This is a genomic window from Mesorhizobium sp. M0051 (assembly GCF_040323235.1).
Classification (GTDB): domain Bacteria; phylum Pseudomonadota; class Alphaproteobacteria; order Rhizobiales; family Rhizobiaceae; genus Mesorhizobium.
The window spans coordinates 108,708-132,812 of record NZ_JAMYUT010000013.1 but is presented as its reverse complement, the minus strand read 5'-3'; the positions used below and the strand labels follow the sequence as shown (position 1 = coordinate 132,812).

Below are 24,105 nucleotides of genomic sequence, written 5' to 3'. Positions count from 1 at the left end.
CAGACACAGCTGACGTTCCAGGCATGATCAAGCTTCAGTCAGGCTTGTCAACGCAAGGACGCGGCAGGGTTCCGCCTGCCAACGGTTTCCTTTCCGGCCGATGGCCGGTAGTACCTCCATAGGACAGGGGATCACGCTTTCTTGCGGCAACGCAAAAGGTGTGAATTCCAAGCCCGTCCTATTTCAGACAATTGGATTGTGGCCCCTTTACGAGCGCTTCAGAACTTCATTCCAATTTTAGTTTTATAACCTAGGTTGTCTTAATGCCGGCGCATGAAGAGCAGATGTCAGGAGGTCGCGCGCCAGGGCGTGTGCTTCCGCGCGCCCTGCTTATAGCCGTGATATGCTCGGCGGCGCTGGTTCCCGAATCAAGGCCGGCGGCTGCGTTCGAGCTTTTCGGCATCAAGTTGTGGGGGTCGTCCAGCGACGAGGATGCCGACATCGTCAACCCGCTGCGCTATGCCGTCACAATCAATGCCCCCGACGCCGACAAGGATCTCGTCAAGAAGCTCGAAAACGCCTCGACGCTGAAAAGTGACGAGGAGCGTCCGGTTTCCGGCTCGCTCGGGCTGATGGCCAAGGCGCGCAGCGATCGCGAACAGCTTGTCGCCGCGCTCTATGCCGATGCCCGCTACGAAGGCGTGGTCACCGTTACCATCGACGGCAAGCCGCTCGATGATTTGCCGCCCGACGCCGAGTTCAAGGGGCCGCAGCCGGTCCCGGTGGTCATCGATATCGCCAGCGGGCCGAAATTCACCCTGGGCAATATCCGGCTGCAAGGTGACGCGGCGGGGCTGATGAGCGCCGATTATGGCCTGATATCAGGCGGCGACGCCGGGTCCGGCGCCGTGCTCAAGGCCGAGGCACTGATCGTGCGGACGCTGAAAGAGCAAGGCAGGCCGCTGGCCAAGGTGACGAACCGGCAAATCGTCGCCGACCATGCCACTTCGACGCTGGACGTGACGCTGACGGTCGCTGCCGGGCCGGTCGCCGGCTACGGAGCGACCACGGTGGAAGGCACCGAGAAGGTCGACCGCGACTTCACCGAATACATGACGGGCCTCAAGCGCGGCCGGCAATATTCGCCGCAAGAGATCGACGATGCGCGCGACCGGCTGCTGGCGCTCGAAGTCTTCAACAGCGTGACGTTCAAGGAAGCCGACACGCTCGACGCCGACGGCAACATTCCAATCGGCGTCCAGGTCAGCGAGCGCAAGCCGCGCTATTTTGGCGTCGGCGGCAGCTTCTCCAACACCGAGGGGCTGGGCCTGGAAGGCTATTGGGGCCACCGCAACCTGTTCGGCCGGGCCGAGAAGCTGCGCATCGATGGTAAGATCAGCGGCATCGGCAGCAACGATCTTGGCGAACTCAACTACAATGCCGGTATCATGTTCGAGAAGCCGGGCGTGATCGGGCCGGCATCGAAGTTCATCGCCAGCGTCAAGACCGTGCTCGAACATCCTGATGCCTATGACCATTTCTCGGTCAAGGGCAGCACCGGCCTGTCCTACGAACTGACCAAGAACCAGACGGTTTCAGCTGAGTTGGCGCTCGACTATTCCCGCATCCACGACGCTTTCGGCAAGCACAAATACCTGATCGCCAGCATTCCGTTGCAATATGTCTATGACAACAGGGACAACCGGCTGAACCCGACCAGCGGCTTCCGGGTGCTGGCTTATGCCGAGCCGAGCTACGACATTTTGAGCGGCGCGGCTTTCCTCAAGCTGAAGGGCGAGGGATCGGCCTATCAGTCGCTGGATTCGGCTTCGAAGTTCGTGCTGGCCGAACGTGTCGCCACCGGTTCGATCGTCGGTACCAGCCTAGAACACGTGCCGGCCGACCGGCGCTTCTACTCCGGCGGCGGTGGTTCGGTGCGCGGCTATGCCTATCAGGGCATCGGCCCGAAGGATTTCACCGGCCAGCCGATCGGCGGCCTGTCGTTCTTCGAGACTTCGGTCGAAATGCGCATCGCCATCACCGACACGATCGGCATCGTGCCGTTTGTCGATGCCGGCACCGTGTCGACCAAACCGTTGCCCGATTTCTCCGACGTCAAGGTCGGCGCCGGCGTCGGCTTGCGCTATGTGACGCCGTTCGGGCCGCTGCGCATCGACGCGGCCTTGCCGCTCAACCGCGATCCGAGCGACCCGCATTTCGGCATCTATGCCGGCATCGGACAGGCGTTTTGACGATGAAGACGGTCTGGCGCATCCTCCGCATTGTCCTTTACACGCTGCTGATCGTGGTTGCGGGGGCGATCGGCGCACTGGTCGTGCTGACCGAGACCGAGCGCGGCCGCGACAATCTCGCCGGCATCATCTCGCGCCTGGCTTCGAGCGACGATCGCAAGATCACTGTCAGCGGCATCGACGGCATCTGGTCCGGGGCCCTAAGCGTCGACCATGTCGTGCTGGAGGATCGCGAGGGCGCCTGGCTGGTGGCGCGCAAAGTGGCCGTCGATTGGTCGCCGCTGGCGCTGCTGTCGAAAAATTTCAGCGCCGACCGCATCGCCGCCGAACGCATAGAACTCGCCCGGTTGCCTATGGCCAGCACGCAGCCAGCGCCGAGCGGCGGCACGACGACGCTGCCGGTTTCGCTCGACATCAAGCAGATCGATCTGCCCGAGATCGCGCTCGGCCAGGATCTGGCCGGCAGCGGCATCGCCGAACTCGCCGCCAAGGGGATGCTCAAGGCCGACGCCGCGCCGCTGGCGATCGAGACAACGATCAACGTCGCCCGTCATGACGGAAAGCAAGGCAATGTCGATGCCAAAATCCACTTTGCGCCGGCAGACAACAGGCTCGACCTCGATCTCAAGGCCTCAGAGCCGGCAGGCGGCATCATCGCCAATCTGCTCAAATTGCCCGACGCGCCGCCGGTCGACATAATCGTCTCCGGCACGGGACCGCTCGCCAACTGGAACGGCATCGGCACGTTCTCAGTCGACGGCAGGATCGTCACTCAGCTGACAGGCCGACACCAGTCGACCGACAAGGGCAGCCATGTCGAAGCCGAGGGCGACGGGGACTTCGCTAGCTTCCTGCCGGAGAATTTGAAGCCACTGTTTGCTGGCAAGACCAGCTTCGATGTCGCGGGCACCGCCACATCAGCCGGCGGCGTCAGTGTCGACCGTGCCAATATCGACAGCGATGCGGTGCATGGCACCGCCACCGGCATCATCGATCCTGCCGGCGCAAGCGATCTCTCGGTCGAACTCGCCGCCAAGGGCCCGCCGGTCGTCATCAGCGTCGGCAGCAAGGCGCAGCCGATCACGCTGGCGATCAACAATGCCACCGCCCGCGCGTTCGGGGACGGCAAGGCGCCGATCATCGACATCGGCGCCTCCTTCGTTTCGATCATAGCCGGTGGTACGCGACTGGACGATCTGGCGGCGCAGATCCATTCCGACGGTTTCGACATCCAGAACCGCGCCGGCCCGGTCGCCGTCAAGCTGGAGGCAGGTGGTCTCAAAACCGACGTGGCGACGCTGGCGCCCTTGGTCACCGGCAAGGTCGGCGTCGACCTCGCCGGATCGGTCAGCAAGGATGCCATTGCCATTGACCAGGGCACATTGCGCTCGGACGCGCTCAACGCCTCGCTGACGGCGACGGTGGCGCTTGCCGATCTGTCGATGCAGCTCAAGATGAACGCCGATGCCGTCGCGACCGCCCTTCCGCCTCAGATCGCCTCTGTGCTCGGCGCCCGGGTGAAATTCTCGGCCAGCGCGACTCGCGATCCGCAGGGCTCCTTCGCTGCCAACGCGATCGAATTCACGTCCGGGTCGCTCAGCGCCACTGGCACCGCCAGCTTGCAAGGCACCGATATCCAGGCCGACATCAAGGGCAAACTGGGCAATGTTTCCGTGCTGTCGCCAACGGTCGGCGTGCCGGTTGCCGGCGGCATCGATTTCGCGCTGACGGCAAGCGGCGCCATGACGGCCCCGGACTTCACGGTCTCCGCCGACAGCGACAGCCTGACGGCCTCGGGCCGCACGGTGAAGAGCATCAAGCTGACGGCGAGCGGCAAGGCCGACATTGAGAACCCTGCCGCCAACGTCTCGCTGACCGGTTCCGTCAACGACCAGCCGCTCGACCTCAAGGCGGCACTGGTGACCAGCGAAGGCAAGCGGTCGATCAATGGCTTCCTGGTCTCGCTTGGCGACAACGAGATCTCGGGCGACCTCGCGCTGGACGACAAATTCATGCCGCTCGGCACGCTGACGCTCGCGGCACCCGCCATCGACCAGCTGGCCGCACTTGCCGGCCAGGCGGTGACGGGCGACGTCGATGGCACCATCCGCTTTGCCAAGGAGGGTGACGCGCCTTCCGTCGCAATCGATGCGAAGAGCACGTCGATCGCACGTGGCGAGGTGACGGCCAAGACGATCACCGTCAATGCGCTGATCGCCAATTATCTCAAGGCGCCGGCGATCGCCGGTTCGATCAAGGCCGACAGCGTCACCTCCGGAACCACCGAAATCGGCGGCATCGCCGTCGATCTGAAGCGCGACGGCGACTGGACCAATTTTACCGGCGGCGCCACCATATCGGGCATTCCGGCAACCGCTGCCGGCCGGGTGAAGATCGCCGACGGCACGACAAGCGTCGAGATCGCCTCGGGCGAAGCCACGGTTCGCGGCATCAAGGCGGCAATCTCTCAAGCCTCTACGCTAAGCATTGCAAACGGCACGACCACCATCGAGAAATTGGCGCTCGATGTCGGTGGCGGTTCGGTGACGCTGTCGGGCACCGCCGGCCAGACACTCGACCTCGCGGCGCAATTTTCGGCGCTGCCGGCAGCACTGGCCAATGATTTTTCGCCCGGTCTCGATGCGGCGGGGACGCTCGGCGGCACGGCGCAGGTGAGCGGATCGCCGGCAGCTCCTGACGTCCGTTTCAACGCGCAGCTGGCTGGCGTCGAAACCAGCCAGACTCGCCAGGCCGGGCTCGGGCCGCTCGCTGTCGATGCCGCCGGCAGCTACACGACGGCCGGCGGTGTTTTGCTCGACCATGCGACGCTGACCGGCGACAAGATTTCCGGCCAGGCGACCGGCACCCTCAATCCGAACGGCGCCAGCGATTTTGCTATCGACCTCAATTCGACCGGTTCGAGCCTGCCGCTGACGCTGGGCAGCGCTGAAAGCCCGATCAAGCTCGAGCTGCAGGCGCTTTCGGTGAAGGCAGCGGGGCAGGGCGCGCAGCCCCGGCTCGACATTTCGGCGAGGGTGTCTTCGGTTGCTACGAAGCTGGCAAAGGTCGAAGGCATCGCGGTCGCCCTGCATTCCGATGCCTTTGACTTGAAGACCCGCACAGGGCCGATCTCCGGCACGGTATCGGCGGAAAAGATCGGTCTCGACAATGCGACCATTGCGCCGCTCATCGCCGGCAAGGTCACGGCCAAGGTTGTCGGCAGGCTGGCTGCGGATGCAGTCACCATCGACAGCGGCTCGGTGACGAGCGATGCGCTGAACAGTGGCTTCACCGGTCGGGTATCGCTGGCCGACGGCGCCATCGACCTCAATTTGAAAGCCGATGCCGCCTCGACGGCGCTGCCGGCGGCGGTGCGCGGCATGCTTGCCGAACGCGCTGAACTGAGCGCTGCGCTGAAGCGCGATGCGTCGGGCAATGTCAATGTCGATGGATTGCAGCTGGCCTCGGGCGCGCTGACTGCGCAAGGGCATGCCAGCCTTGCCGAGAACAAACTCGCCGCCGACATCAAGGGTGCGCTGAGCGACATCTCGCTGCTATCGAAAGATGCCAAGGGCGCCATCGTCTTCGCGTTGAATGCTCAGGGGCCGGCCGCCGCGCCGGATCTGTCGCTGACGGTCGACAGCGACAGGCTGCTGGTGGCATCGCGCGAGATCACCGGCCTGAAGCTGACCGCCACGGCGAAGGCCGATGCCGCCAACCCGGCGGCAAATGTGCAACTGACCGGCAATGTCACCGGCCAGGCGCTGCAAGGCAGTGCGGTTCTGGCGACGGCTGACGGCAAGAGCGCCATCAACGGCCTGCTGCTGTCGCTCGGCAAGAACAGGATTTCCGGCGATCTGGCGCTGGATGACAAGTTCGTGCCGGTCGGCACGATTGCGCTCGACCTTCCCGATATCGGCCCGCTGGCGGCACTGGCGCTGGAGAAGGCGGAAGGCGACGTGCGCGGCACGATTGCTTTCTCGAAGAATGGCGGCGCTCCGCAGGTCGCGATCAAGGCGGCGACCGCGTCGATCAGGCGGGGCGACCTTCAGGCGAAAGCTGTCTCTATCGATGCGCTGGTCGCCAACTATCTGGCCGTACCCGTCATCTCCGGAAAAATCCGCGCCGACACCGTCACGTCAGGGGGCACCGTGATCAGCGGCATCGATGTCGACTTGAAACGCGACGGTGACTGGACCGGCTTTTCCGGCGGCGCGACCGCCAAGGGCATTCCGGCGCGGGCCGCTGGCCGCGTGAAAGTGGCCAACGGCACGACGACCATCGAGCTTGCGTCCGGCCAGGCAACGGTCCAGGGCATCAAGACCGCCATCGCCCAGGCCTCGACCGTCAGCATTGCCAATGGCACGACGACGCTGGACCGGCTGGTGCTCAACCTTGGCGGCGGCACAGCGACGGTGACCGGCAAGATCGGCACGGCGCTCGACATCAACGCGACGCTGGCGCGGGTGCCGATGTCGCTTGCGAACAGTTTCTCGGCGGGCCTCGACGCCGCCGGCTCGATTTCGGGCACGGTGAAGGTGACGGGTGCGCCGGCGAGCCCTGCGGTCGCCTTCAACATCGACGCGGCGGGTGTGCAGACATCGCAGACCCGAGGCGCTGGTGTCGGGGCGGTGAGTGTTTCCTCGTCCGGCACCTTTGCCGCCAACAAGCTGGCCTTCAACGCCAATGTGAGTGATGGCGCCGGCCTTGGCCTCAAGGGCGGCGGCACCGTGACGACCGCTGGCACGCCGGCGTTGGTGCTCGATTTCAATGGCGCCGTGCCGTTCGGCCTGCTCAGCCAGAAGCTCGCCGCGCAAGGCTTGTCGCTGTCTGGAACCGCCAATGTGAATTTGCAGGTGCGCGGTGCGGCTTCAGCGCCTGTCATTGGCGGTAGCGTCAGCACCTCCGGCGCGCGTCTTGTGGATGCGCGCTCGGGCCTCGCCGTCAACGATCTCGCCGCCGATATCTCGATTGCCGGCGGCATCGCCAGGATCAACCGGCTGACCGGGACGCTGTCGACGCGCGGCAGTCTGTCGGCCAGCGGCACGGTCGGCATCAACCCGGCGCAGGGTTTCCCGGCCGACCTGTCGATCAAGCTGGTCGACGGCCGCTATACGGACGGACGGGTCGTGACCGCCAATCTCGGCGGCGACCTGACGATCAAGGGACCGCTGACGTCAGCCCCGGTGATTGCCGGCACCATCAATCTCGCCAAGACGGTGATCACGGTTCCGGACAAATTGCCGGGCTCGCTGGCGGCGCTCGACGTCAAGCACAAAAACGCGCCTGGTGCTGTACGGGCGCAGGACAAGGCGCTGCGGCCGCCGACGACCAGCGGCAAGGGCGGCGGCACTGGCCTCACCCTCGATGTCACGGTCAATGCGCCGAACCAGATCTTCATCCAGGGCAGGGGCGTCGATGCCGAATTCGGCGGCTCGCTCAGGCTGACCGGCCCGGCCTCGTCGCCGCAAGCGATCGGCACCTTCACCTTGCAGCGCGGCCGGCTGTCGATCCTCGGCAAGCGGCTGACCTTCACCGAAGGCACGGTTGGCTTCTCCGGCTCGCTGGTACCCTATCTCAACCTGGCGGCGACAACGACGACGAGCAGCGCCACCGTCACCATTCTGGTGTCGGGCGAGGCGACAAATCCGAAATTCATCTTCTCCTCGGTGCCGGCGCTGCCCGAGGACGAGGTGCTGGCGCAATTGATCTTCGGCCGCTCGATGTCAAACCTGTCGCCGCTGCAGATCGCCCAGCTCGCCGAAGCGGCAGGGCAACTGGCCGGGGTTGGCGGCTCGACGTCGCTGCTGGAAAACCTGCGTAGCGCCATCGGCGTCGACGATCTGGACGTCACGACGGACGAGCAGGGCGGCACGGCGGTTTCGGCCGGCAAATACCTCAACGACCGCACCTATGTGACGATCCAGAAGGGTGACAAGCCAGGCTCGGGCAAGGCGACGGTCGATCTCAATGTCGGGCGCGGGGTCAAGCTGCGCGGCGAGGCCAACGACGCCGGTGAAGCCAAGGGCGGCATCTTTTACGAGAGGGAATACTGATACTTCGTCGGAGCTTTTGGCCTTAGGTCGGTTCAAGGCCGGCGCCGTCCGGGCCCGCGTAAATGTCTCAGTTTAATCGACTATCGAGATTCCAGAGGAATCCGTCACGCAGTAGCAATTTTGCGCCAAGACTGTCGTTATCACGCGAACCGCTTCTTTGCCAAAGTTGCACATTCCCTAACATGTTCCCAATCCATGCCGTCTTTGACATCATGGCCCGGATGCGGAATGTTAAAAGGCGGAAAGCCAACAATGGGAGTTAAGTCATGACGATTTATAAAAGTAATGGCGATCGCGTTCCGGATCACATCCTGGCCATGGCCGAAGACGCCAAGGCAGGCAAGGTGGATCGCCGCGAATTCCTGGCCATGGCCAGCGTCTTCGGTGCGTCGACGGCAATGGCTTACGGCTTGCTCGGCCTCGCCGACCCGACTCCGGCGAAGGCCGAAGAGGTAAAAGGCAAGAAGGGCGGCACGCTCAAGATCGCCCAGTGGATCAAGGATCCCAAGGACCCGCGCAAAGCCGACTGGTCGGAAATTGCCAATGCCGAGCGCCAGGCGCTCGAGCCGCTGGTCAAGTATACATCCGAATACACGTTCCGCCCCTACCTGCTGGAGAGCTGGGACGTCAACGACGACGCCACGCAGTACACGCTGCATGTGCGCAAGGGCGTCACCTGGTCGAATGGCGACCCCTTCACTGCCGCCGACGTCGTCTTCAATCTGAAGCGTTGGGCCGACAAGAAAGCCGAAGGCAATTCGATGCCCGGCCGTCTCGGCTCGCTGGTCAAGGATGACAAGCTCGACGAGAGCGCCGTCACCATGCCTGACGACCACACGGTCGTACTCAAGCTCGGCAAGCCTGACATCGCGCTCATTCCCAACATGTGCGACTATCCCGGCCTGATCGTCCACAAGAGCTTCGACGAGAAGGGCGGCGACTTCAAGGCCTGCCCGATCGGCACCGGTCCGTTCGAACTCGTCTCCTACGATGTCGGCCAGAAAGTGGTCTACAAGCGCCGCACCGACGACAAGTGGTGGGACGGCGAAGTGTTCCTCGATGGCCTGGAATTCATCGACTACGGCACCGATCCGGCCGCCATGGTCAGCGCTTTCGAAGCTGGCGAGGTGCACACCAATTTCGAGACCTCGGCCGACTATGTGTCGATTCTCGACGGCATGGATCTGGTCAAGTCGGAAATCGTTACGGCATCGACCATCGTCTGCCGCTCCAACGTCAACAACAAGCCCTATGGCGAACAGAAGGTGCGCAACGCGCTGCAGCTTGCGGTCGACAACAATGTCGTCCTGCAGCTCGGCTACGGCAATGCCGGCTCGGTGGCCGAAAACCACCATGTGTGCTCGATCCATCCGGAATATTACGAGCTGCCCAAGGTGGCCCGCGATCCGGCCAAGGCAAAGGCGCTGATGGCGGAAGCCGGCCAGGCGGACTTCGAACACGAGCTGATCACCGTCGACGAGGACTGGCACAAGAACACCGGCGATGCGATCGCCGCCCAGTTGCGCGAAGCTGGCATCAAGGTGAAGCGCACCGTTCTGCCGGGCTCGACGTTCTGGAACGACTGGACGAAGTATCCGCTGTCGATGACCAACTGGAACATGCGCCCGCTCGGCGTCCAGGTCCTGGCCATCGCCTATCGCACCGGCGAGGCCTGGAATGAGACGGCGTGGTCGAATCCCGACTGGGATGCCAAGCTCAATGCGGCGCTCGCCGTTGCCGACGCCGCCAAGCGCAAGGAAATGATGAAGGATATCGAGCAGATCCTGCAGGATTCAGGCATCATCATCCAGCCGTACTGGCGCAAGCTGTACAGCCACTCGGTCAAGGCGGTGCAGAACTACAAGATGCACCCGACCTTCGAGCGCGACTACGGCAAGGTCTGGCTCGAACAGGCTTGATTGCGCCGACAAGGGGAAGGGGCGTCGCCCCTTTCCCTCGCTCTTTGCATCGTCTGCCCCTGTGGGTCCGCGCTTCTCAAAAAAGTTGCGGGACTCCAGGCCAAGGTCATGCAACAAAAACAAAGTTGATCGCATCCGAAGGCCTGTTTGACAGCCAGCCCCGCCGGTCACGGCAGGGTTGGCTTTCATAGCCGGCTCAAACCCCAACCCATCGGCAGGGGCAGCCATGCTTTCTTTCGTTATCAGGCGTCTTGGCACCATGGCATTGACGATGCTGTGCCTGACCATGGTTGTCTTCTTCCTGATTAACCTCGAACCCAATCTGAAGAAGCTGGCGATCAGCCAGACCGAAATGCATACGTCGGCCGAGCAGCTTGAGAATTGGCTGGTCAATCATGGCTACCGGCAGAACTTCTTCGTCCGTTATGGCCAGTGGCTGGGCGTCGTGCCCAAGCAACCGGTGACGGACCCTGCGACCGGAAAGCCGGCGCAGCGGTTCTCCTTCTGCAACGATCCGGTCGTGCCAACCTTCGCTGGCGTCCTCGAAGGCGATTTCGGCTGCTCGACCAAGTTCAAGGCATCGGTCGCCTCGAAATTGTTTCCGGCGCTCGGCGCCACCGGTATCCTGATGTTCTGGGTGCTGGCGGTGATGGTGCCGATCTCGCTGCTGATCGGCATTCTGGCCGGCATGCGTGAGGGCTCGCGAACCGACCGCGTGCTTTCGGTCGCCTCGATCGCTTCGACGGCGACGCCTGAATATGTATCGGGCGTCATCTTTACCGTCATCTTCGCCTCGTGGCTTGGCTTGCTGAATGGCTCGGCCGCTTCGGCGAGCCAGGGCATCACCTTCTACAATTTCACGTTGCCGGTGATGACGCTGGCGATCTACGGCATCGGCTACATCGCCCGCATGACGCGCGCTTCGATGGTCGAGGTGATGACGCAGCAATATATCCGCACCGCCCGATTGAAGGGTCTCTCCTTCGGCAGCGTGGTGATCAAACACGCGTTGCGCAACGCGCTGATCGCGCCCTTCACAGTCATCATGCTGCAGTTTCCCTGGCTGCTCACAGGCGTCGTCATCGTCGAGGTGATGTTCCGCTACCAGGGCTTCGGCTATACGCTGGTCGAGGCAGCCGGCAACAACGATATCGACCTGTTGCTCGGCTGCTCGTTGGTTTCGGTGTTCATCGTCTTGATCACGCAGCTCATTTCCGATGTCGGCTACGCGTTTCTCAATCCGCGTATCAGAGTTCAGTAGGGAGCGAAGCGGATGCCGGTACAATATATCAGTGGCTTCACCGTCGTTCTCGAAGTGCTGTCGCGCTTCTGGCCGGTCTGGATCGCGCTCGTCATCGTCATGGGCGCGAGCTACGCCTACAAGAAGAAGCTGGCGCTCTACGGCCAGTTGTTCGATAGCGGCGTCGGCGTCGTCGGCGTCGGCATCTGCCTGTTCTGGCTGTTCACGGCGATCTTCGCCGCAACGATCTCACCGTTCGATCCGCTGGCCCAGGTCCCCATCATGAAGGATGTGCTACCGGGCGCCATCGAACCGCAATCGGGACTTTCCTATCTGTTCGGCGGCGACAAGCTGGCGCGCGACGTGTTCTCGCGCATGGTCTTTGGCAGCCAGATCGTGCTGATCATCGCGCCTGCCGCAACCGGCTTCGCGCTGATGGTCGGCATCACGCTCGGCCTGCCGGCCGGCTATTACGGCGGCAAGATCGACACGGTGCTGTCGTTCCTGGCCAATTTGGTGCTCGCCTTCCCGGTCATCCTGCTGTTCTACCTGCTGGTGACGCCGGGCATCATGGATACGCCGATCCCCTATGCGATGGCCGGCGTGTTCTTCCTTTTTCCGATCATCTTCTTCAGCGTGCTGTTCTGGACGCGCTACAAGAACCGGCCCGACCGGCTCTACATCCTGCTCGGCATCACCTTGATCGTCGGCGGCTGGATCTATCTCGGCCTTGTGTTCGACAAGGACCCGCTGCGGATCGTGCACATCGATCCCAACCAGCTCAACATCTTCGTGGCGGTGGTGTTCGCCTCCAGCCCCGGCGTGTTCCGCATCGTGCGCGGCCTGGTGATGGACATCAAGACACGCGACTATGTGGCAGCGGCGCAGACACGCGGTGAGTCGCCCTGGTACATCATGCTTTGGGAGATCCTGCCCAATGCGCGCGGGCCGCTGATCGTTGATGCCTGCCTACGTATCGGCTACACCACCATCCTACTCGGCACGCTCGGCTATTTCGGCCTTGGCCTGGCGCCGGAAAGCCCGGACTGGGGCACCGCGATCAAGGACGCCAGCCGGCTGCTGCGTTCCTTCGTCCACCCGGCGCTGCCGCCGACGATCGCGCTGATGTCGTTCGTGCTGGGCTTGAACCTGCTCGCTGACTCGCTGCGCGAACAATCGATGAAAGACTGATCTGCGGGTCTCGACCCGATGCGCCTGAAAGAACCAAGAACCAGGCCCGAAAGAACCAGGATTGGAGCGACCCATGAATGAGGCAGTTCGAAATCCCGCCAAGCCGGCCAATGGGCCGATCATCGAGATCGAGAACCTGTCGATCTCCTTCTTCACCCGCAAGGGCGAGATACCGGCGGTCATGGATTTTTCCTGCACCGTCATGCCGGGCGAGGCGATGGGCATCGTCGGTGAATCCGGCTGCGGCAAGTCGACCGTGTCGCTCGGCATCATGCGCGACCTCTCCAACATCGGGAAGATCGTCGGCGGCAAGATCAAGTTCCAGGGCAAGGACATGGGCGAGCTCTCCGACGAGGAGTTGCGCACCATCCGCGGCAACAAGATCGCTATGATCTATCAGGAGCCGATGGCGAGCCTCAACCCGGCGATGAAGGTCGGGCAGCAGTTGATGGAAGTGCCGCTGATCCACGACAAGGTGTCGAAGGAAGAGGCGTATAAGCGCGCGCTTGAAATGGTGCGCTCGGTCAAGCTGCCCGATCCCGAGCGCATGATGCGCTCCTATCCGCACCAGCTCTCCGGCGGCCAGCAGCAGCGCATCGTCATTGCCATGGCGCTGCTGTCGAAGCCGGCGCTGCTGTTGCTCGACGAGCCGACGACGGCGCTCGACGTGACGGTGGAAGCGGGCATCGTCGACCTGGTCAAGGGGCTTGGCGAGAAGTTCGGCACGTCGATGATCTTCGTCTCGCACAATCTTGGCCTGATACTGGAAACCTGTGACCGCATCACGGTGATGTATTCGGGCGAAGCGGTTGAGACCGGCAAGATCAAGGACGTGTTCGACCGGATGCGCCATCCCTATACGCAAGGGCTGTTCCGCTCGATTCCGCTGCCCGGCGCCGACAAGAACTCACGGCCGCTGATTTCCATCCCAGGGCAATTGCCGCTGCCGCACGAGCGGCCCAAGGGCTGCAATTTCGGCCCACGCTGCCACCATTTCGTCGAGGGCGTCTGCAACGCCGCCGAAATCCCGATGATCGAGGTCGCGGGTCACGAAGGCCATTTTTCGCGCTGCGTGCGCTTCAACGAGATCGACTGGGACGCGCTGCCGCCGGGCGCCAAGAAGGTCAAGGAGCGCGTCGTGCCCGGCGCGCCGGTGCTCAAGATCGAGGATCTGAGAAAATACTACAAGGTCGGCGGTAGCGAGGTGTTCGGCTCGAGCGAGGGCCGCGTCGTCAAGGCCAACGAGACGATCTCGTTCATGGCGCGCGAATCCGAGACCGTTGCCATCGTCGGCGAATCCGGCTGCGGAAAGTCGACGTTGGCCAAGGTGCTGCTCGGGCTGGAGACGGCAAGTGCCGGTACGGTGACGCTGGGCAACAAGGAAATCCAGTCGACCGGCATCGAGAGCCGTAGCGTCGAGACTGTATCGTCGATCCAGATGGTGTTCCAGAACCCGTTCGACACGCTCAATCCCAGCCATTCTGTTGGCTCGCAGATCATCCGGACCCTGGAGAAGTTCAATGTCGGCAAGACGGTTGCCGACCGGCGCAAGCGCATGCTGGAACTGCTCGACCTGGTGAAGCTGCCGCGGGCCTTCGAGACCCGCAAGCCGCGCCAGCTATCCGGCGGCCAGAAGCAGCGCATCGGCGTGGCGCGGGCCTTTGCCGGCGACGCCAAGGTTGTGGTGGCCGACGAGCCGGTCTCGGCACTGGACGTGTCCGTGCAGGCAGCGGTGACCGAGCTTTTGATGGACATCCAGCGTAAGAACAAGACGACGATGCTGTTCATCAGCCACGATCTGTCCGTCGTTCGCTACATCGCCGACCGCGTCGTCGTGATGTATCTCGGCTATATCGTCGAGCAGGGCACGACCGACCAGATCTTCGCGCCGCCCTATCACCCCTATACCGAGGCACTGCTGTCGGCGATCCCGATCGCCGACACCAGCGTGGTCAAGCGCCACATCGTGCTGGAAGGCGATATCCCGTCGGCGATGAACCCGCCGTCGGGCTGTCCGTTCCAGACGCGCTGCGGCTACAAGAAGCTGGTGCCGGATAATCTGTGCGAGACCAAGGTGCCGCCGGTCAAGCATCTCGGCGACGGCCATATGAGCCTGTGCTGGCTCTCCGACGACGTGCTGGCCAAGATGGAGCCGGTGATCAAGTTCGACAAGGAACATGCCGCGCATGAGGGCGTGCCCGAGGACTCGCCGCATGGCGATGGCCCCGGCTTTGCCGGCCCGCCGCCGAAGCGTCCGCGCGGCAAGAAGCCGAAGCCGAGCTGATCAAGGCTGCCGCTGTCGCGGCAGTCCTTCTAGTTGCCGCACTGGCTCAACTGCTGCGCATAATCGCGGGCCATCTTGTCGGTCGCCCGCGCGTAGCCCTGTACGCCGGCATCGCCCCGGTTGCCTCGCCCATAGGCGGTCCAGCCGAGATAGTAGGCAAGGTAGAGATTATAGGTGTCGTTGCGGGCGATGCCGTAGGTGTCTGCCGTCTTGGAGTGATACCAGCCGACGAAATCGACCGCATCGGCGAACTTCGTGCGCCGCGCCGCCCAGTTGCCGGTCTCGCCCTGATATTGCGACCAGGTGCCGTCCAGCGCCTGTGAGAAGCCGGTGGCCGATGAGACATGCTTCCACGGAATGAAGCCGAGAAGCTTGGTGCGTGGCGGCCGGGCGTTGCTCTTGAAGCCGGATTCCTTGCGCACCGTCGCCATCAGCACGGGAACCGGCACGCCATATTTCTGCTGCGTGCGCTCGGCGGCCGACTGCCAGTTGTCGAACCAGCCGTCATTCTGATCGAAGACGGCGCAGACATTGTTGATATGATTGGGCGCGGTGGCGCAGGCCGAAAGCGCCAGCAGCACGCAAACCGCAGCAATTTTACTAAAACTCGAACTACGCATCGGCAGAGCAATAGGCCGAAATCATAAAGGGAATCTTGCAGCCTTCGTTAATGCTTCGGCGGCGTGGTCCTCAGAGAAAGCATCGTATCAATAAATCGACGCATTTCGTCGTTTTATCTATATTGAAATCACAGAAATGCCGCCTTGGCTAAAATCACGCCCGCATATGACGTATTTCTGACAGCTTGCCTGGTTTGCCGGGGCTTTGATGCCAGGCATGAACGAACCGAGACGCAAACGCGGCGCAGAGCGCACCAGCAACAGGGGCCCGTCGGCCATTCCGCAACTGCCGCTGCGGCGCGTGACCAATCCCTATCCGCCAATGGCCATGCTGTCTGCCGACCAGATCGAGCAGATCCACCACGCGTCGATGCACATATTGGAGAATTTCGGCATCGAGGTTATGAGCCCGCGCGCACTGGCGCTTTTCGAGAAGGCCGGCGCCAAGGTCGATCATGCCTCGGCGAATGTCCGCATCGATCGCGGTCTGGTCGCCGAAGCACTGAAAACCACGCGGTCGAGCTATGTGCTGACTCCGCGCAATCCGGCCAAGGCCGTTCATCTCGGCGGCAACACCATCAATTTCACCCTCGTTGCCGGACCGCCCAATGTGCATGACATGGAGCGCGGCCGTCGCGCCGGCAATCTGCGCGACTATTCGGACCTGACCCGGCTGGCGCAGCATTTCAACTGCATCCACATGCTCGGCAACCAGGTCTGCGCGCCGGTCGAGCTGCCGGCCAATTCCCGCCATCTCGACACCTATTTCACCAATCTGACGCTGACCGACAAGAGTTTCCATGTCTCGGCAATCGGCCGGGGCAGGGCGCTCGACGGCATCGAAATGATGGCGATCGCCCGAGGCTTGAGCCTCGACCAGTTGCGCGACGACCCCGGCGTCACCACCATCATCTCGGTCAACTCGCCGCGCCGCTTCGATGAGATGATGGCCGAGGGGCTGATGACCATGGCCGAGTTCGGCCAGTCCGTTGCGGTGACGCCATTCACGCTGATGGGAGCGATGAGCCCGGTGACGCTGGCCGGCGCGCTGGCGCAGCAGAATGCGGAGGCGCTGTTCGGCGTCGTGCTGACGCAGCTGGTGCGTCCCGGCGCGCCGGTCATGTATGGCGCCTTCACCTCCAATGTCGACATGAAGTCGGGCGCACCGGCTTTCGGCACGCCGGAGAACACCAAGGCCAACATCGCGTCGGGGCAACTGGCGCGGCGCTACGGGCTGCCATATCGCACGACGCCGGGCTCGGCCTCCAATGCCGCCGACGCGCAAGGCGCCTATGAGACGCTGATGGCGCTGTGGGGCGCGGTGCTCGGCCACGGCAATCTCGTCTATCATGCCGCAGGCTGGCAGGAGGGCGGGCTGACGGCGTCATTCGAGAAGCTCATCATTGATGTCGAGATGATCCAGCACATGATGGAATTCCTGCGTCCGATCGAGGTCAACGAGGCCGAGCTTGCCGTCGAGGCGCTGGGCGCGGTGCCGACCGGCGGCCACTTCTTCGGCGAGCCGCACACGCTGGAGCGCTACGCCACTGCCTTCTACCAGCCGATGCTGTCCAACTGGCAGAACTACGAGGCCTGGCAGGAAGCCGGCGGGCTCGACGCCACGGCACGCGCGACGCGGCTGTGGAAGAAGGCGCTGGAAGACTATGTCGAGCCGGTGATGGACGTCGCCGTGCGCGAGGCGCTGGAGGCTTACATGGCCAAGCGTAAGGAAGCGATCGGGCAGGGCGAACCGTGATGCCTCCCATCGTGAATCCATTCGCCCATCCAACCCACTGATATCAGAGAAAAATCCATGAAATCGCATGCAAAAGTCGTGGTCATTGGCGGTGGTGTCGTCGGGTGCTCCGTGCTGTTCCATCTCGCCCGCCACGGCTGGACCGACGTGGTGCTGCTGGAGCGAGACGAGCTGACGTCCGGCTCGACCTGGCATGCGGCCGGCGGCATGCACACCATCAATGGCGACCCCAATGTCGCCAAGCTGCAGAAATACACCATCAACCTCTACAAGGAGATCGAGGAGCTTTCCGGCCAGGCGACTGGCGTGCATCTGACCGGTGGCGTGCTCCTGGCGGCGACCGAGGCACGCCTCGACTGGCTGCGCGGCGTCGTCGCCAAGGGCCGCTATCTCGGCATCGAGCTTGAGGAAATCTCGCCCAGCGAGGCGGCCGAGCTGATGCCGCTGCTCGATCCCAAGCAGTTCGTCGGCGCTGTCAGGAACAAGGAGGATGGCCATCTCGATCCCTCCGGCGTCACCCATGCCTATGCCAAGGCGGCGCGGAAACTAGGCGCCGAGGTCGAACGCTTCACCAAGGTCGAGGACATCGTGCGTCGTCCGGACGGCCTATGGCGCGTCATCACCAACAAGGGCGAGGTGGTGGCCGAGCATGTCGTCAACGCCGGCGGCCTGTGGGCGCGCGAGGTTGGCCGCATGGTCGGGCTCGAACTGCCGGTGCTGGCGATGGAGCATATGTACCTGATCACCGAGGACATGCCGGAGGTCGCCGCCTGGAACGCCAAGACTGGTACCGAAATCATCCACGCGGTCGATTTCGATGGCGAGCTCTACCTGCGCCAGGAGCGGGGCGGCATGCTGATGGGCACCTATGAGAAGGCCAACAAGCCGTGGTCCGAGTTCCAGACGCCGTGGAATTTCGGCCACGAATTGCTGGCGCCGGACATCGACCGCATCGCGCCGTCGCTGGAAGTCGGGTTCCGGCATTTCCCGGCCTTCCAGAACACTGGCATCAAGCAGATCATCAACGGCCCCTTCACCTTCGCCCCGGATGGCAACCCGCTGGTCGGGCCGGTGCGCGGGCTGCCAGGGTTCTGGGTCGCCTGCGGTGTCATGGCTGGCTTTTCACAAGGCGGCGGCGTCGGGCTGGCACTGTCAAACTGGATGATCGAAGGCGATCCCGGCGCTGACATCTGGGCGATGGATGTCGCGCGCTATGGCGACTGGGCGACGATGGCCTACACCAACGCCAAGGTGCGCGAGAACTATTCCAGGCGGTTCTCGATCCGCTTCCCCAATGAGGAACTGCCCGCGGGGCGGCCACTGAAGACGACGCCGGTCTATGATTTGTTGTCGGCCAAGGGTGCGCAATGGGGCGTTGCCTATGGGCTGGAGGTGCCGCTCTGGTACGCGCCGGAGGGCGTCAAGGACGAGTTCTCCTGGCGCCGCTCGAGCGATTTCACACAACTGGCCAAGGAGGTCGCGACCGTTCGCGACGGTGTCGGCCTGTCCGAGATTTCGAGCTTTGCCAAATACGAGGTGACGGGCGAGGGCGCGGCCGCCTGGCTCGACCGGATGCTTGCCTGCAAACTGCCGAAGCCCGGCCGCATGACGCTGGCGCCGATGCTGAAGCACGACGGCAGACTGATCGGCGATTTCACGCTGGCCAATCTGGGTAGCGAAGGCTGGTTCCTCGCTGGCTCCGGTATCGCCGAGCAATACCACATGCGCTGGTTCGAAAAGCATCTGCCTGACGACGGATCGGTTCGCATAGATGCGCTTGGCCAGAAGCTCACCGGCCTGTCGATCGCCGGGCCGAAAGCGCGGGATGTGCTGGCAAAGGCCACGCGCTCCGATGTGTCGAATGCGGCGTTTCCGTTCATGGCCATCGGCAGGATGGACATCGGCATGGCGTCGTGCCTGGTCGGCCGCGTCAGCTACACCGGAGATCTCGGCTACGAGATCTGGGTGGCGCCGGAATACCAGCGCGCCGCATTCCAGACCTTGATGGCGGCCGGCGAGGAATTCGGCATCGGCCTGTTCGGCTCGCGCGCGCTCAACGCGCTGCGGCTGGAAAAGAACTACGGCTCCTGGGGACGCGAGTACCGGCCGATCTACGGGCCGCTCGAGGCCGGGCTCGACCGTTTCGTAGCCTACGGCAAGGACGCCGACTTCATCGGCAAGGCCGCTGCGCTCGCCGAGCGCAAGCAAGGCGGCAGGCTGCGCCTGCGCGCCTTCATCGTCGATGCAGACGACGCCGATGTCATCGGCGACGAGCCAATCTGGTTCGGCGGCGCCGTGCGAGGCTGGGTCACGTCGGGGGGCTACGCGCATCACTCGAAAAAATCCGTCGCTGTCGGCTATGTGCCAAAAGAGATCGCCGATGAGAGCGACGGGTTCGAGATCGAGTTGTTGGGCAAGCGACATGCGGCGCGCATGCAACCGGCTCCGTTGTTCGACGCCAATTTTGAGCGGATGCGCGCCTGAAGCCAGGCGGGCGCTGCAAGGCGTCAGGCGTTGCGGCGATTGTCCAGCGCGAAGGCGCCGGCGCCGGCAAACACCAGATAAAGGAAAATGAAGCAGAACGAGATCGCCGAATCGCCGCCGTTGTTGACGGGGAAAAAGTCGCGCGGCATGTGCGCCATGAAATAGGCGATCGCCATTTCGCCAGCCAGAAGGAATGCGACCGGGCGGGTGAGCAGCCCCAGCGCCAGCAGGATACCGCCTGCGAATTCGAGGATGCCGGCTGAGAGTGTCAGTCCGGTCAGGGCTTCGGCATGCTCGCCGACCGGGAAATTGAACAGTTTCTGCGAGCCATGCTCGATGAACTGCAGGGCCGTGACGATGCGCAATACGCCGAGTGCCTGCGGCTGATATCTGGCAAGGCCATCGAAAAGCTTCATCTTAAACTCCCTTTACCTCCCGGGCCGGGCATAAATTATCGCCTGGCAATGGACCATTCACATCCCATGGCCTGCCATCAACAGTCGGTGATCGGAAATGTTCCGCAGCCACTTTATATTATTCACGCTAGGGTTGCATTATTTCCGTTATGGTTGTATTGGTGTGGAACTCCAACCCGTGGGTCCCCTTGCCATGAAAAAAGTCGTCATCAGCCTATTCGCATTCCTTGCAGGCACCAGCTTCGCCGTGGCCGAGGAGGCAGGCTGCGAGGCCTTCAAATGGCCGGTGACCCGGGAACAGGTCTTGTTTGCCGCAGCGCCGGCGACCCCGTCGGGAACGACGCTGGCGGTCGGTGCGGCCGCGGACCTGGCACTGGTGCCGGTCGAGAGAGCCGGCTTCGCGATACCGCCCGAACGGGCTCCGGTGGCAGGCACGTTCGGCGCTGTTACCAGCGTGGAGGTGCCACCCGAGGGAGCTATACAGATAAGTCTCTCGGGTGAGGCCTGGATCGATGTCATTCAGGATGGTCACGCCATCAAGTCGGCGGGCTATAGCGGCGTGAAAACCTGCCCCGGCATCCGCAAGAGCGTACGCTTCAAGCTTGCGTCCGGCCCGGCCACCGTCCAGTTCAGCGGCGCGAAAGGGGCTGACCTGAAGGTCGCGGTCCTGGCGCCGGAATAGGTCGGCGCCAGGCTAAGGAATACCGCCTTCATCGGTGGTGCGATGAAAGGCCGGCGCTTTGTTCCCACGCTGTTTATCGCCGTCAGCGTACCGGCGCCATCAATGCGAAATGCGCGCCTTGCGGGTCCTGACACTGGACGACCCAACTGCCGCCGGGGACCTCCATCGGCCCCATCAGGATCTTGCCGCCATTGTCGGTCACGCGTTTGGCGGCCGCGTCGATGGCCGGAACATTGAAATAGAATTGCCAGACCGGGACTGGAATCTGCTCCGGCTTGTTCATGATGCCGCCGCCGGATTCGGGGCCCGCCGTGAAGGTCTGGTAGGTGCCCATCGGGCCCATGTCGAAATCACCGGCATCGATCCAGCCGAACTGGTCCGAATAGAAATCGAACGCGGCCTTCCAGTCGCTCGTGTAAAGCTCGTGCCAGCCGATATGGCCGGGCGTGCTGGCCGGCACGACAGGCTGGTCGGGGCCGTTCGGCTGCAGGAACATGAATGTCGCGCCTTGAGGATCGGCGACGACGGCAAATCGTCCGACGCCCGGAATGTCTTCGGGCTGGCGGTGAACGGTGCCGCCGGCTTTTTCCAGCGATGCCGTTGCGGCATCGACATCTTTTGTATGGATGTAGCCCAGCCAGGCGGGCGGCATGCCCATCTTGGCGGCATCCTCGGGCAGGGTCATCAGGCCGGCGACGCCACGCTCGCCGACATTCATGACGATGTAGCGTGGCATGCCGGGCGCCTTGTCGAAAGGCTGTGCCGTCCAGCCGACCACTTTGGGGTAGAACGCCTCGGCGGCGTCGAGGTCTGATGTCATCAATTCGTACCAGAAGAAGGGCATCGGGGCTTTTGGCATTTTTCGGTCTCCTCACCTTTCATGCATCGATCGTCGTCCGATCCATCCTAGGACGATCTTCACCACGGAAATCCGACAGCCCCCGAACAACAATGTCTCTGCATGCCAAGCGTTCCCCGATTGCGCGCCCGGCGTTTTTCGATTTCTCTGCGGTCATGAGGGGTTATCATTCATGCGCTTTATGTCGCTCACGGCCGAGCTTGTCGCACTGTGCCATCGGGAAGAGGCCGATCCCGGTCCGGACCCGAGCTGGACGGAGTTGAACGACGAGGATTTCCGGGCCCTTGCCTTGCGGCTGTCCGGTGAAGCCGATGAGGGGCCGCTGTGGGTGTTCGCCTACGGGTCGCTGATCTGGAAGCCGGAATTCGAGTCGGTCGAGCAACAGCTCGCCACCGCCTTTGGCTGGCACCGCTCCTTCTGCCTCGACATGGTGCGCTGGCGCGGCAGCGCCGAGCAGCCGGGTCTGATGATGGCGCTCGAGCGGGGCGGCCGGTGCAACGGGGTGATCTATCGTTTGCCGGAGGGCGAAAAACCGACCCAGATCGAAAGGCTGCTGCGACGCGAGATCAGCGACCACGAAAGCATCGACACGGTCAGGTGGCTGCCGGTGCACACGCTGCAAGGCGCGCTGCGCGCGCTCGGCTTCTGGGTCGGCGTGAAGGGCAGGGGAACGTCGCTGAACCAGCCGCTGGACAAGGTGGCGAGCGTGCTGGCCAGAGCTTGCGGTCATATCGGGTCCGGCGCCGAATATCTCTACAACACGGTCAGCCATCTCGAAGCATTCGGCATCCACGATCGCAACCTGTGGCGGTTGCAGCAACTGGTCGCGGACGAGGTCAGGGTTATTCATGGCCGCAGACTTGATCCGAGCCATTCGCTCGCTCCGCGGAGGCAACGGCAATCGCCTTAACATGAGTAAAAAATTCATATTATTGCGAAGCTTTTCAACGTCTTGCGCGGTCTTGCGCGAAAAATTGACCAATTGATAAAAAAACTAAATGTGCTAGCCTTCCCCAAAGCGAAAAACATGGGGAACTGAAAATGCCAGAAGGCCAGTTCAAAGAAGGCATTGCAGGCGGGAGGCTCTCGGCCGACCAGTACGCGGACAATTTCTCCGACCTGCACCCGCCGCTCGATCACCATGAGGCGCTGGTCGAATCCGACCGTTGCTATTTCTGCTACGACGCGCCGTGCATGAATGCATGCCCGACCTCGATCGACATTCCGCTGTTCATCCGCCAGATATCGACCGGCAATCCGATCGGTTCGGCCAAGACGATCTTCGATCAGAACATTCTGGGCGGGATGTGCGCCCGCGTCTGTCCGACCGAGACGCTGTGCGAAGAAGTTTGCGTACGCGAAGTGGCGGAGGGCAAGCCGGTGCAGATTGGCCGCCTGCAGCGCTATGCTACCGACGTCGCGATGGGCGAGAACAAGCAGTTTTATGCGCGCGCCGAGCCGACCGGGAAGACAGTCGCCGTGGTCGGCGCCGGGCCGGCCGGCCTTGCCGCCGCGCACCGGCTTGCCCGCCATGGCCATGACGTGACCATACTGGAGGCGCGCCCGAAGGCAGGCGGCCTCAACGAATACGGCATCGCCGCCTACAAGAGCGTCGACGATTTCGCCCAGGCCGAAGTCGACTACGTGACCGCGATCGGCGGCATCGATATCCAGAACGGCAAGGCGCTTGGCCGCGACTATCAACTGTCGGACCTGATCCGCAATTACGATGCGGTGTTTCTCGGCATGGGGCTTGGCGGCGTCAATGCGCTGCGCGCCGATGGCGAGGACGCGGACGGCGTCGTCAATGCGGTGGAGTTCATTGCCGAGCTGCGTCAGGCGAGTGACCTTTCCGGCCTGCCGGTTGGCCGGCGCGTCGTGGTCATTGGCGGCGGCATGACGGCGATCGACGCCGCCGTGCAGTCGAAGCTGCTCGGCGCCGAGGAGGTGACTATCTGCTACCGGCGCGGCCAGGAGCACATGAACGCGTCCGAGTTCGAACAGGATCTTGCCGCCGCCAATGGCGTCACCATTCGCCATTGGCTGCAGCCGAAGCGGGTCATAGCCGAGGGCGGCAAGGTCAGTGCCATCGAACTCGAATATACGGCGTTGAACGGCGACACGCTTGCCGGCACAGGCGAGACGCTGACGCTCATTGCGGACCAGGTGTTCAAGGCCATCGGCCAGAGCTTTGTGCCGGCAGCACTCAACGGCAGCGGCGCGTCTATCGAGCTCGAAGCAGGCCGCATCAAGGTCGATGCCGAAGGGCGCACTTCACTCGCCAGGGTCTGGGCCGGCGGCGACTGCATCTTCGGCGGCGACGACCTCACCGTCTCGGCGGTCGCGCAGGGCCGCGACGCGGCGGAGAGTATCAATCGGGCACTGACCTCGAACGGGAGGGCATGA

At 63.2% G+C, this 24,105-nt stretch carries 14 protein-coding genes; 11 read left to right on the top strand and 3 right to left on the bottom strand.

Going from position 1 to position 24,105, the window contains the following annotated elements; all coding sequences use genetic code 11:
* The first annotated feature begins 263 nt into the window (after positions 1-263).
* From NKJ90_RS15875 to NKJ90_RS15850, 6 genes are all read left to right on the top strand, one after another.
* Positions 264-2,192, top strand: a complete 1,929-nt coding sequence (locus NKJ90_RS15875; protein WP_352486329.1) for an autotransporter assembly complex protein TamA — start codon at positions 264-266, stop codon at positions 2,190-2,192.
* A gap of 2 nt (positions 2,193-2,194) precedes the next feature.
* Complete coding sequence (locus NKJ90_RS15870) at positions 2,195-8,248, top strand: translocation/assembly module TamB domain-containing protein (protein ID WP_352486327.1); 6,054 nt, start codon at positions 2,195-2,197, stop codon at positions 8,246-8,248.
* 266 nt (positions 8,249-8,514) lie between these two features.
* Positions 8,515-10,167, top strand: coding sequence for an ABC transporter substrate-binding protein (locus NKJ90_RS15865; protein ID WP_023756930.1), 1,653 nt, complete (start codon positions 8,515-8,517; stop codon positions 10,165-10,167).
* Between the two features lie 226 nt (positions 10,168-10,393).
* Positions 10,394-11,428 (top strand): ABC transporter permease, encoded by a 1,035-nt coding sequence (locus tag NKJ90_RS15860; protein ID WP_023756931.1) that lies wholly within the window; start codon positions 10,394-10,396, stop codon positions 11,426-11,428.
* A gap of 12 nt (positions 11,429-11,440) precedes the next feature.
* Positions 11,441-12,598, top strand: coding sequence for an ABC transporter permease (locus NKJ90_RS15855; RefSeq protein ID WP_023756932.1), 1,158 nt, complete (start codon positions 11,441-11,443; stop codon positions 12,596-12,598).
* 73 nt (positions 12,599-12,671) lie between these two features.
* Complete coding sequence (locus tag NKJ90_RS15850) at positions 12,672-14,882, top strand: dipeptide ABC transporter ATP-binding protein (protein WP_031259506.1); 2,211 nt, start codon at positions 12,672-12,674, stop codon at positions 14,880-14,882.
* Between the two features lie 29 nt (positions 14,883-14,911).
* Here NKJ90_RS15850 and NKJ90_RS15845 read toward each other — a convergent pair whose 3' ends face one another.
* Positions 14,912-15,502: a transglycosylase SLT domain-containing protein gene (locus NKJ90_RS15845; RefSeq protein ID WP_352486324.1), complete on the bottom strand. Its 591-nt coding sequence runs from the start codon at positions 15,500-15,502 to the stop codon at positions 14,912-14,914.
* Between the two features lie 217 nt (positions 15,503-15,719).
* On the opposite strand from NKJ90_RS15845, the gene NKJ90_RS15840 reads away from it, so the two are divergent.
* Positions 15,720-17,258: a trimethylamine methyltransferase family protein gene (locus NKJ90_RS15840; protein ID WP_023756934.1), complete on the top strand. Its 1,539-nt coding sequence runs from the start codon at positions 15,720-15,722 to the stop codon at positions 17,256-17,258.
* A 57-nt stretch (positions 17,259-17,315) separates the two neighbouring features.
* Positions 17,316-19,742 (top strand): GcvT family protein, encoded by a 2,427-nt coding sequence (locus NKJ90_RS15835; RefSeq protein WP_352486322.1) that lies wholly within the window; start codon positions 17,316-17,318, stop codon positions 19,740-19,742.
* Positions 19,743-19,765: 23 nt separating this feature from the next.
* On the opposite strand, the gene NKJ90_RS15830 is transcribed toward NKJ90_RS15835, so the two are convergent.
* Positions 19,766-20,158 carry a DoxX family protein gene (locus NKJ90_RS15830; protein WP_023756935.1) on the bottom strand — a complete coding sequence of 131 codons (393 nt, stop codon included), beginning with the start codon at positions 20,156-20,158 and terminating at the stop codon, positions 19,766-19,768.
* A 193-nt stretch (positions 20,159-20,351) separates the two neighbouring features.
* Here NKJ90_RS15830 and NKJ90_RS15825 point away from each other — a divergent pair, with 193 nt between their 5' ends.
* Positions 20,352-20,840 (top strand): hypothetical protein, encoded by a 489-nt coding sequence (locus tag NKJ90_RS15825; RefSeq protein ID WP_023756936.1) that lies wholly within the window; start codon positions 20,352-20,354, stop codon positions 20,838-20,840.
* Positions 20,841-20,922: 82 nt separating this feature from the next.
* On the opposite strand, the gene NKJ90_RS15820 is transcribed toward NKJ90_RS15825, so the two are convergent.
* Positions 20,923-21,699, bottom strand: coding sequence for a VOC family protein (locus NKJ90_RS15820; RefSeq protein ID WP_023756937.1), 777 nt, complete (start codon positions 21,697-21,699; stop codon positions 20,923-20,925).
* Between the two features lie 172 nt (positions 21,700-21,871).
* On the opposite strand from NKJ90_RS15820, the gene NKJ90_RS15815 reads away from it, so the two are divergent.
* Both NKJ90_RS15815 and NKJ90_RS15810 read left to right on the top strand, forming a co-directional pair.
* On the top strand, positions 21,872-22,609 hold the full coding sequence (locus NKJ90_RS15815) for a gamma-glutamylcyclotransferase (RefSeq protein ID WP_023756938.1): 738 nt from the start codon (positions 21,872-21,874) through the stop codon (positions 22,607-22,609).
* A gap of 131 nt (positions 22,610-22,740) precedes the next feature.
* Positions 22,741-24,105: an NAD(P)-dependent oxidoreductase gene (locus NKJ90_RS15810; RefSeq protein WP_023756939.1), complete on the top strand. Its 1,365-nt coding sequence runs from the start codon at positions 22,741-22,743 to the stop codon at positions 24,103-24,105.

Excerpts from the sequence above, each read along its gene's own strand:
- NKJ90_RS15875 (WP_352486329.1), top strand. The coding sequence starts at position 264 with ATGCCGGCGCATGAAGAGCAGATGTCAGGAGGTCGCGCGCCAGGGCGT.
- NKJ90_RS15845 (WP_352486324.1), bottom strand. The coding sequence starts at position 15,502 with ATGCGTAGTTCGAGTTTTAGTAAAATTGCTGCGGTTTGCGTGCTGCTG.
- NKJ90_RS15825 (WP_023756936.1), top strand. The coding sequence starts at position 20,352 with ATGAAAAAAGTCGTCATCAGCCTATTCGCATTCCTTGCAGGCACCAGC.
- NKJ90_RS15855 (WP_023756932.1), top strand. The coding sequence starts at position 11,441 with ATGCCGGTACAATATATCAGTGGCTTCACCGTCGTTCTCGAAGTGCTG.
- NKJ90_RS15820 (WP_023756937.1), bottom strand. The coding sequence starts at position 21,699 with ATGCCAAAAGCCCCGATGCCCTTCTTCTGGTACGAATTGATGACATCA.
- NKJ90_RS15835 (WP_352486322.1), top strand. The coding sequence starts at position 17,316 with ATGAAATCGCATGCAAAAGTCGTGGTCATTGGCGGTGGTGTCGTCGGG.
- NKJ90_RS15850 (WP_031259506.1), top strand. The coding sequence starts at position 12,672 with ATGAATGAGGCAGTTCGAAATCCCGCCAAGCCGGCCAATGGGCCGATC.
- NKJ90_RS15810 (WP_023756939.1), top strand. The coding sequence starts at position 22,741 with ATGCCAGAAGGCCAGTTCAAAGAAGGCATTGCAGGCGGGAGGCTCTCG.
- NKJ90_RS15865 (WP_023756930.1), top strand. The coding sequence starts at position 8,515 with ATGACGATTTATAAAAGTAATGGCGATCGCGTTCCGGATCACATCCTG.
- NKJ90_RS15830 (WP_023756935.1), bottom strand. The coding sequence starts at position 20,158 with ATGAAGCTTTTCGATGGCCTTGCCAGATATCAGCCGCAGGCACTCGGC.
- NKJ90_RS15815 (WP_023756938.1), top strand. The coding sequence starts at position 21,872 with ATGCGCTTTATGTCGCTCACGGCCGAGCTTGTCGCACTGTGCCATCGG.
- NKJ90_RS15840 (WP_023756934.1), top strand. The coding sequence starts at position 15,720 with ATGAACGAACCGAGACGCAAACGCGGCGCAGAGCGCACCAGCAACAGG.
- NKJ90_RS15860 (WP_023756931.1), top strand. The coding sequence starts at position 10,394 with ATGCTTTCTTTCGTTATCAGGCGTCTTGGCACCATGGCATTGACGATG.
- NKJ90_RS15870 (WP_352486327.1), top strand. The coding sequence starts at position 2,195 with ATGAAGACGGTCTGGCGCATCCTCCGCATTGTCCTTTACACGCTGCTG.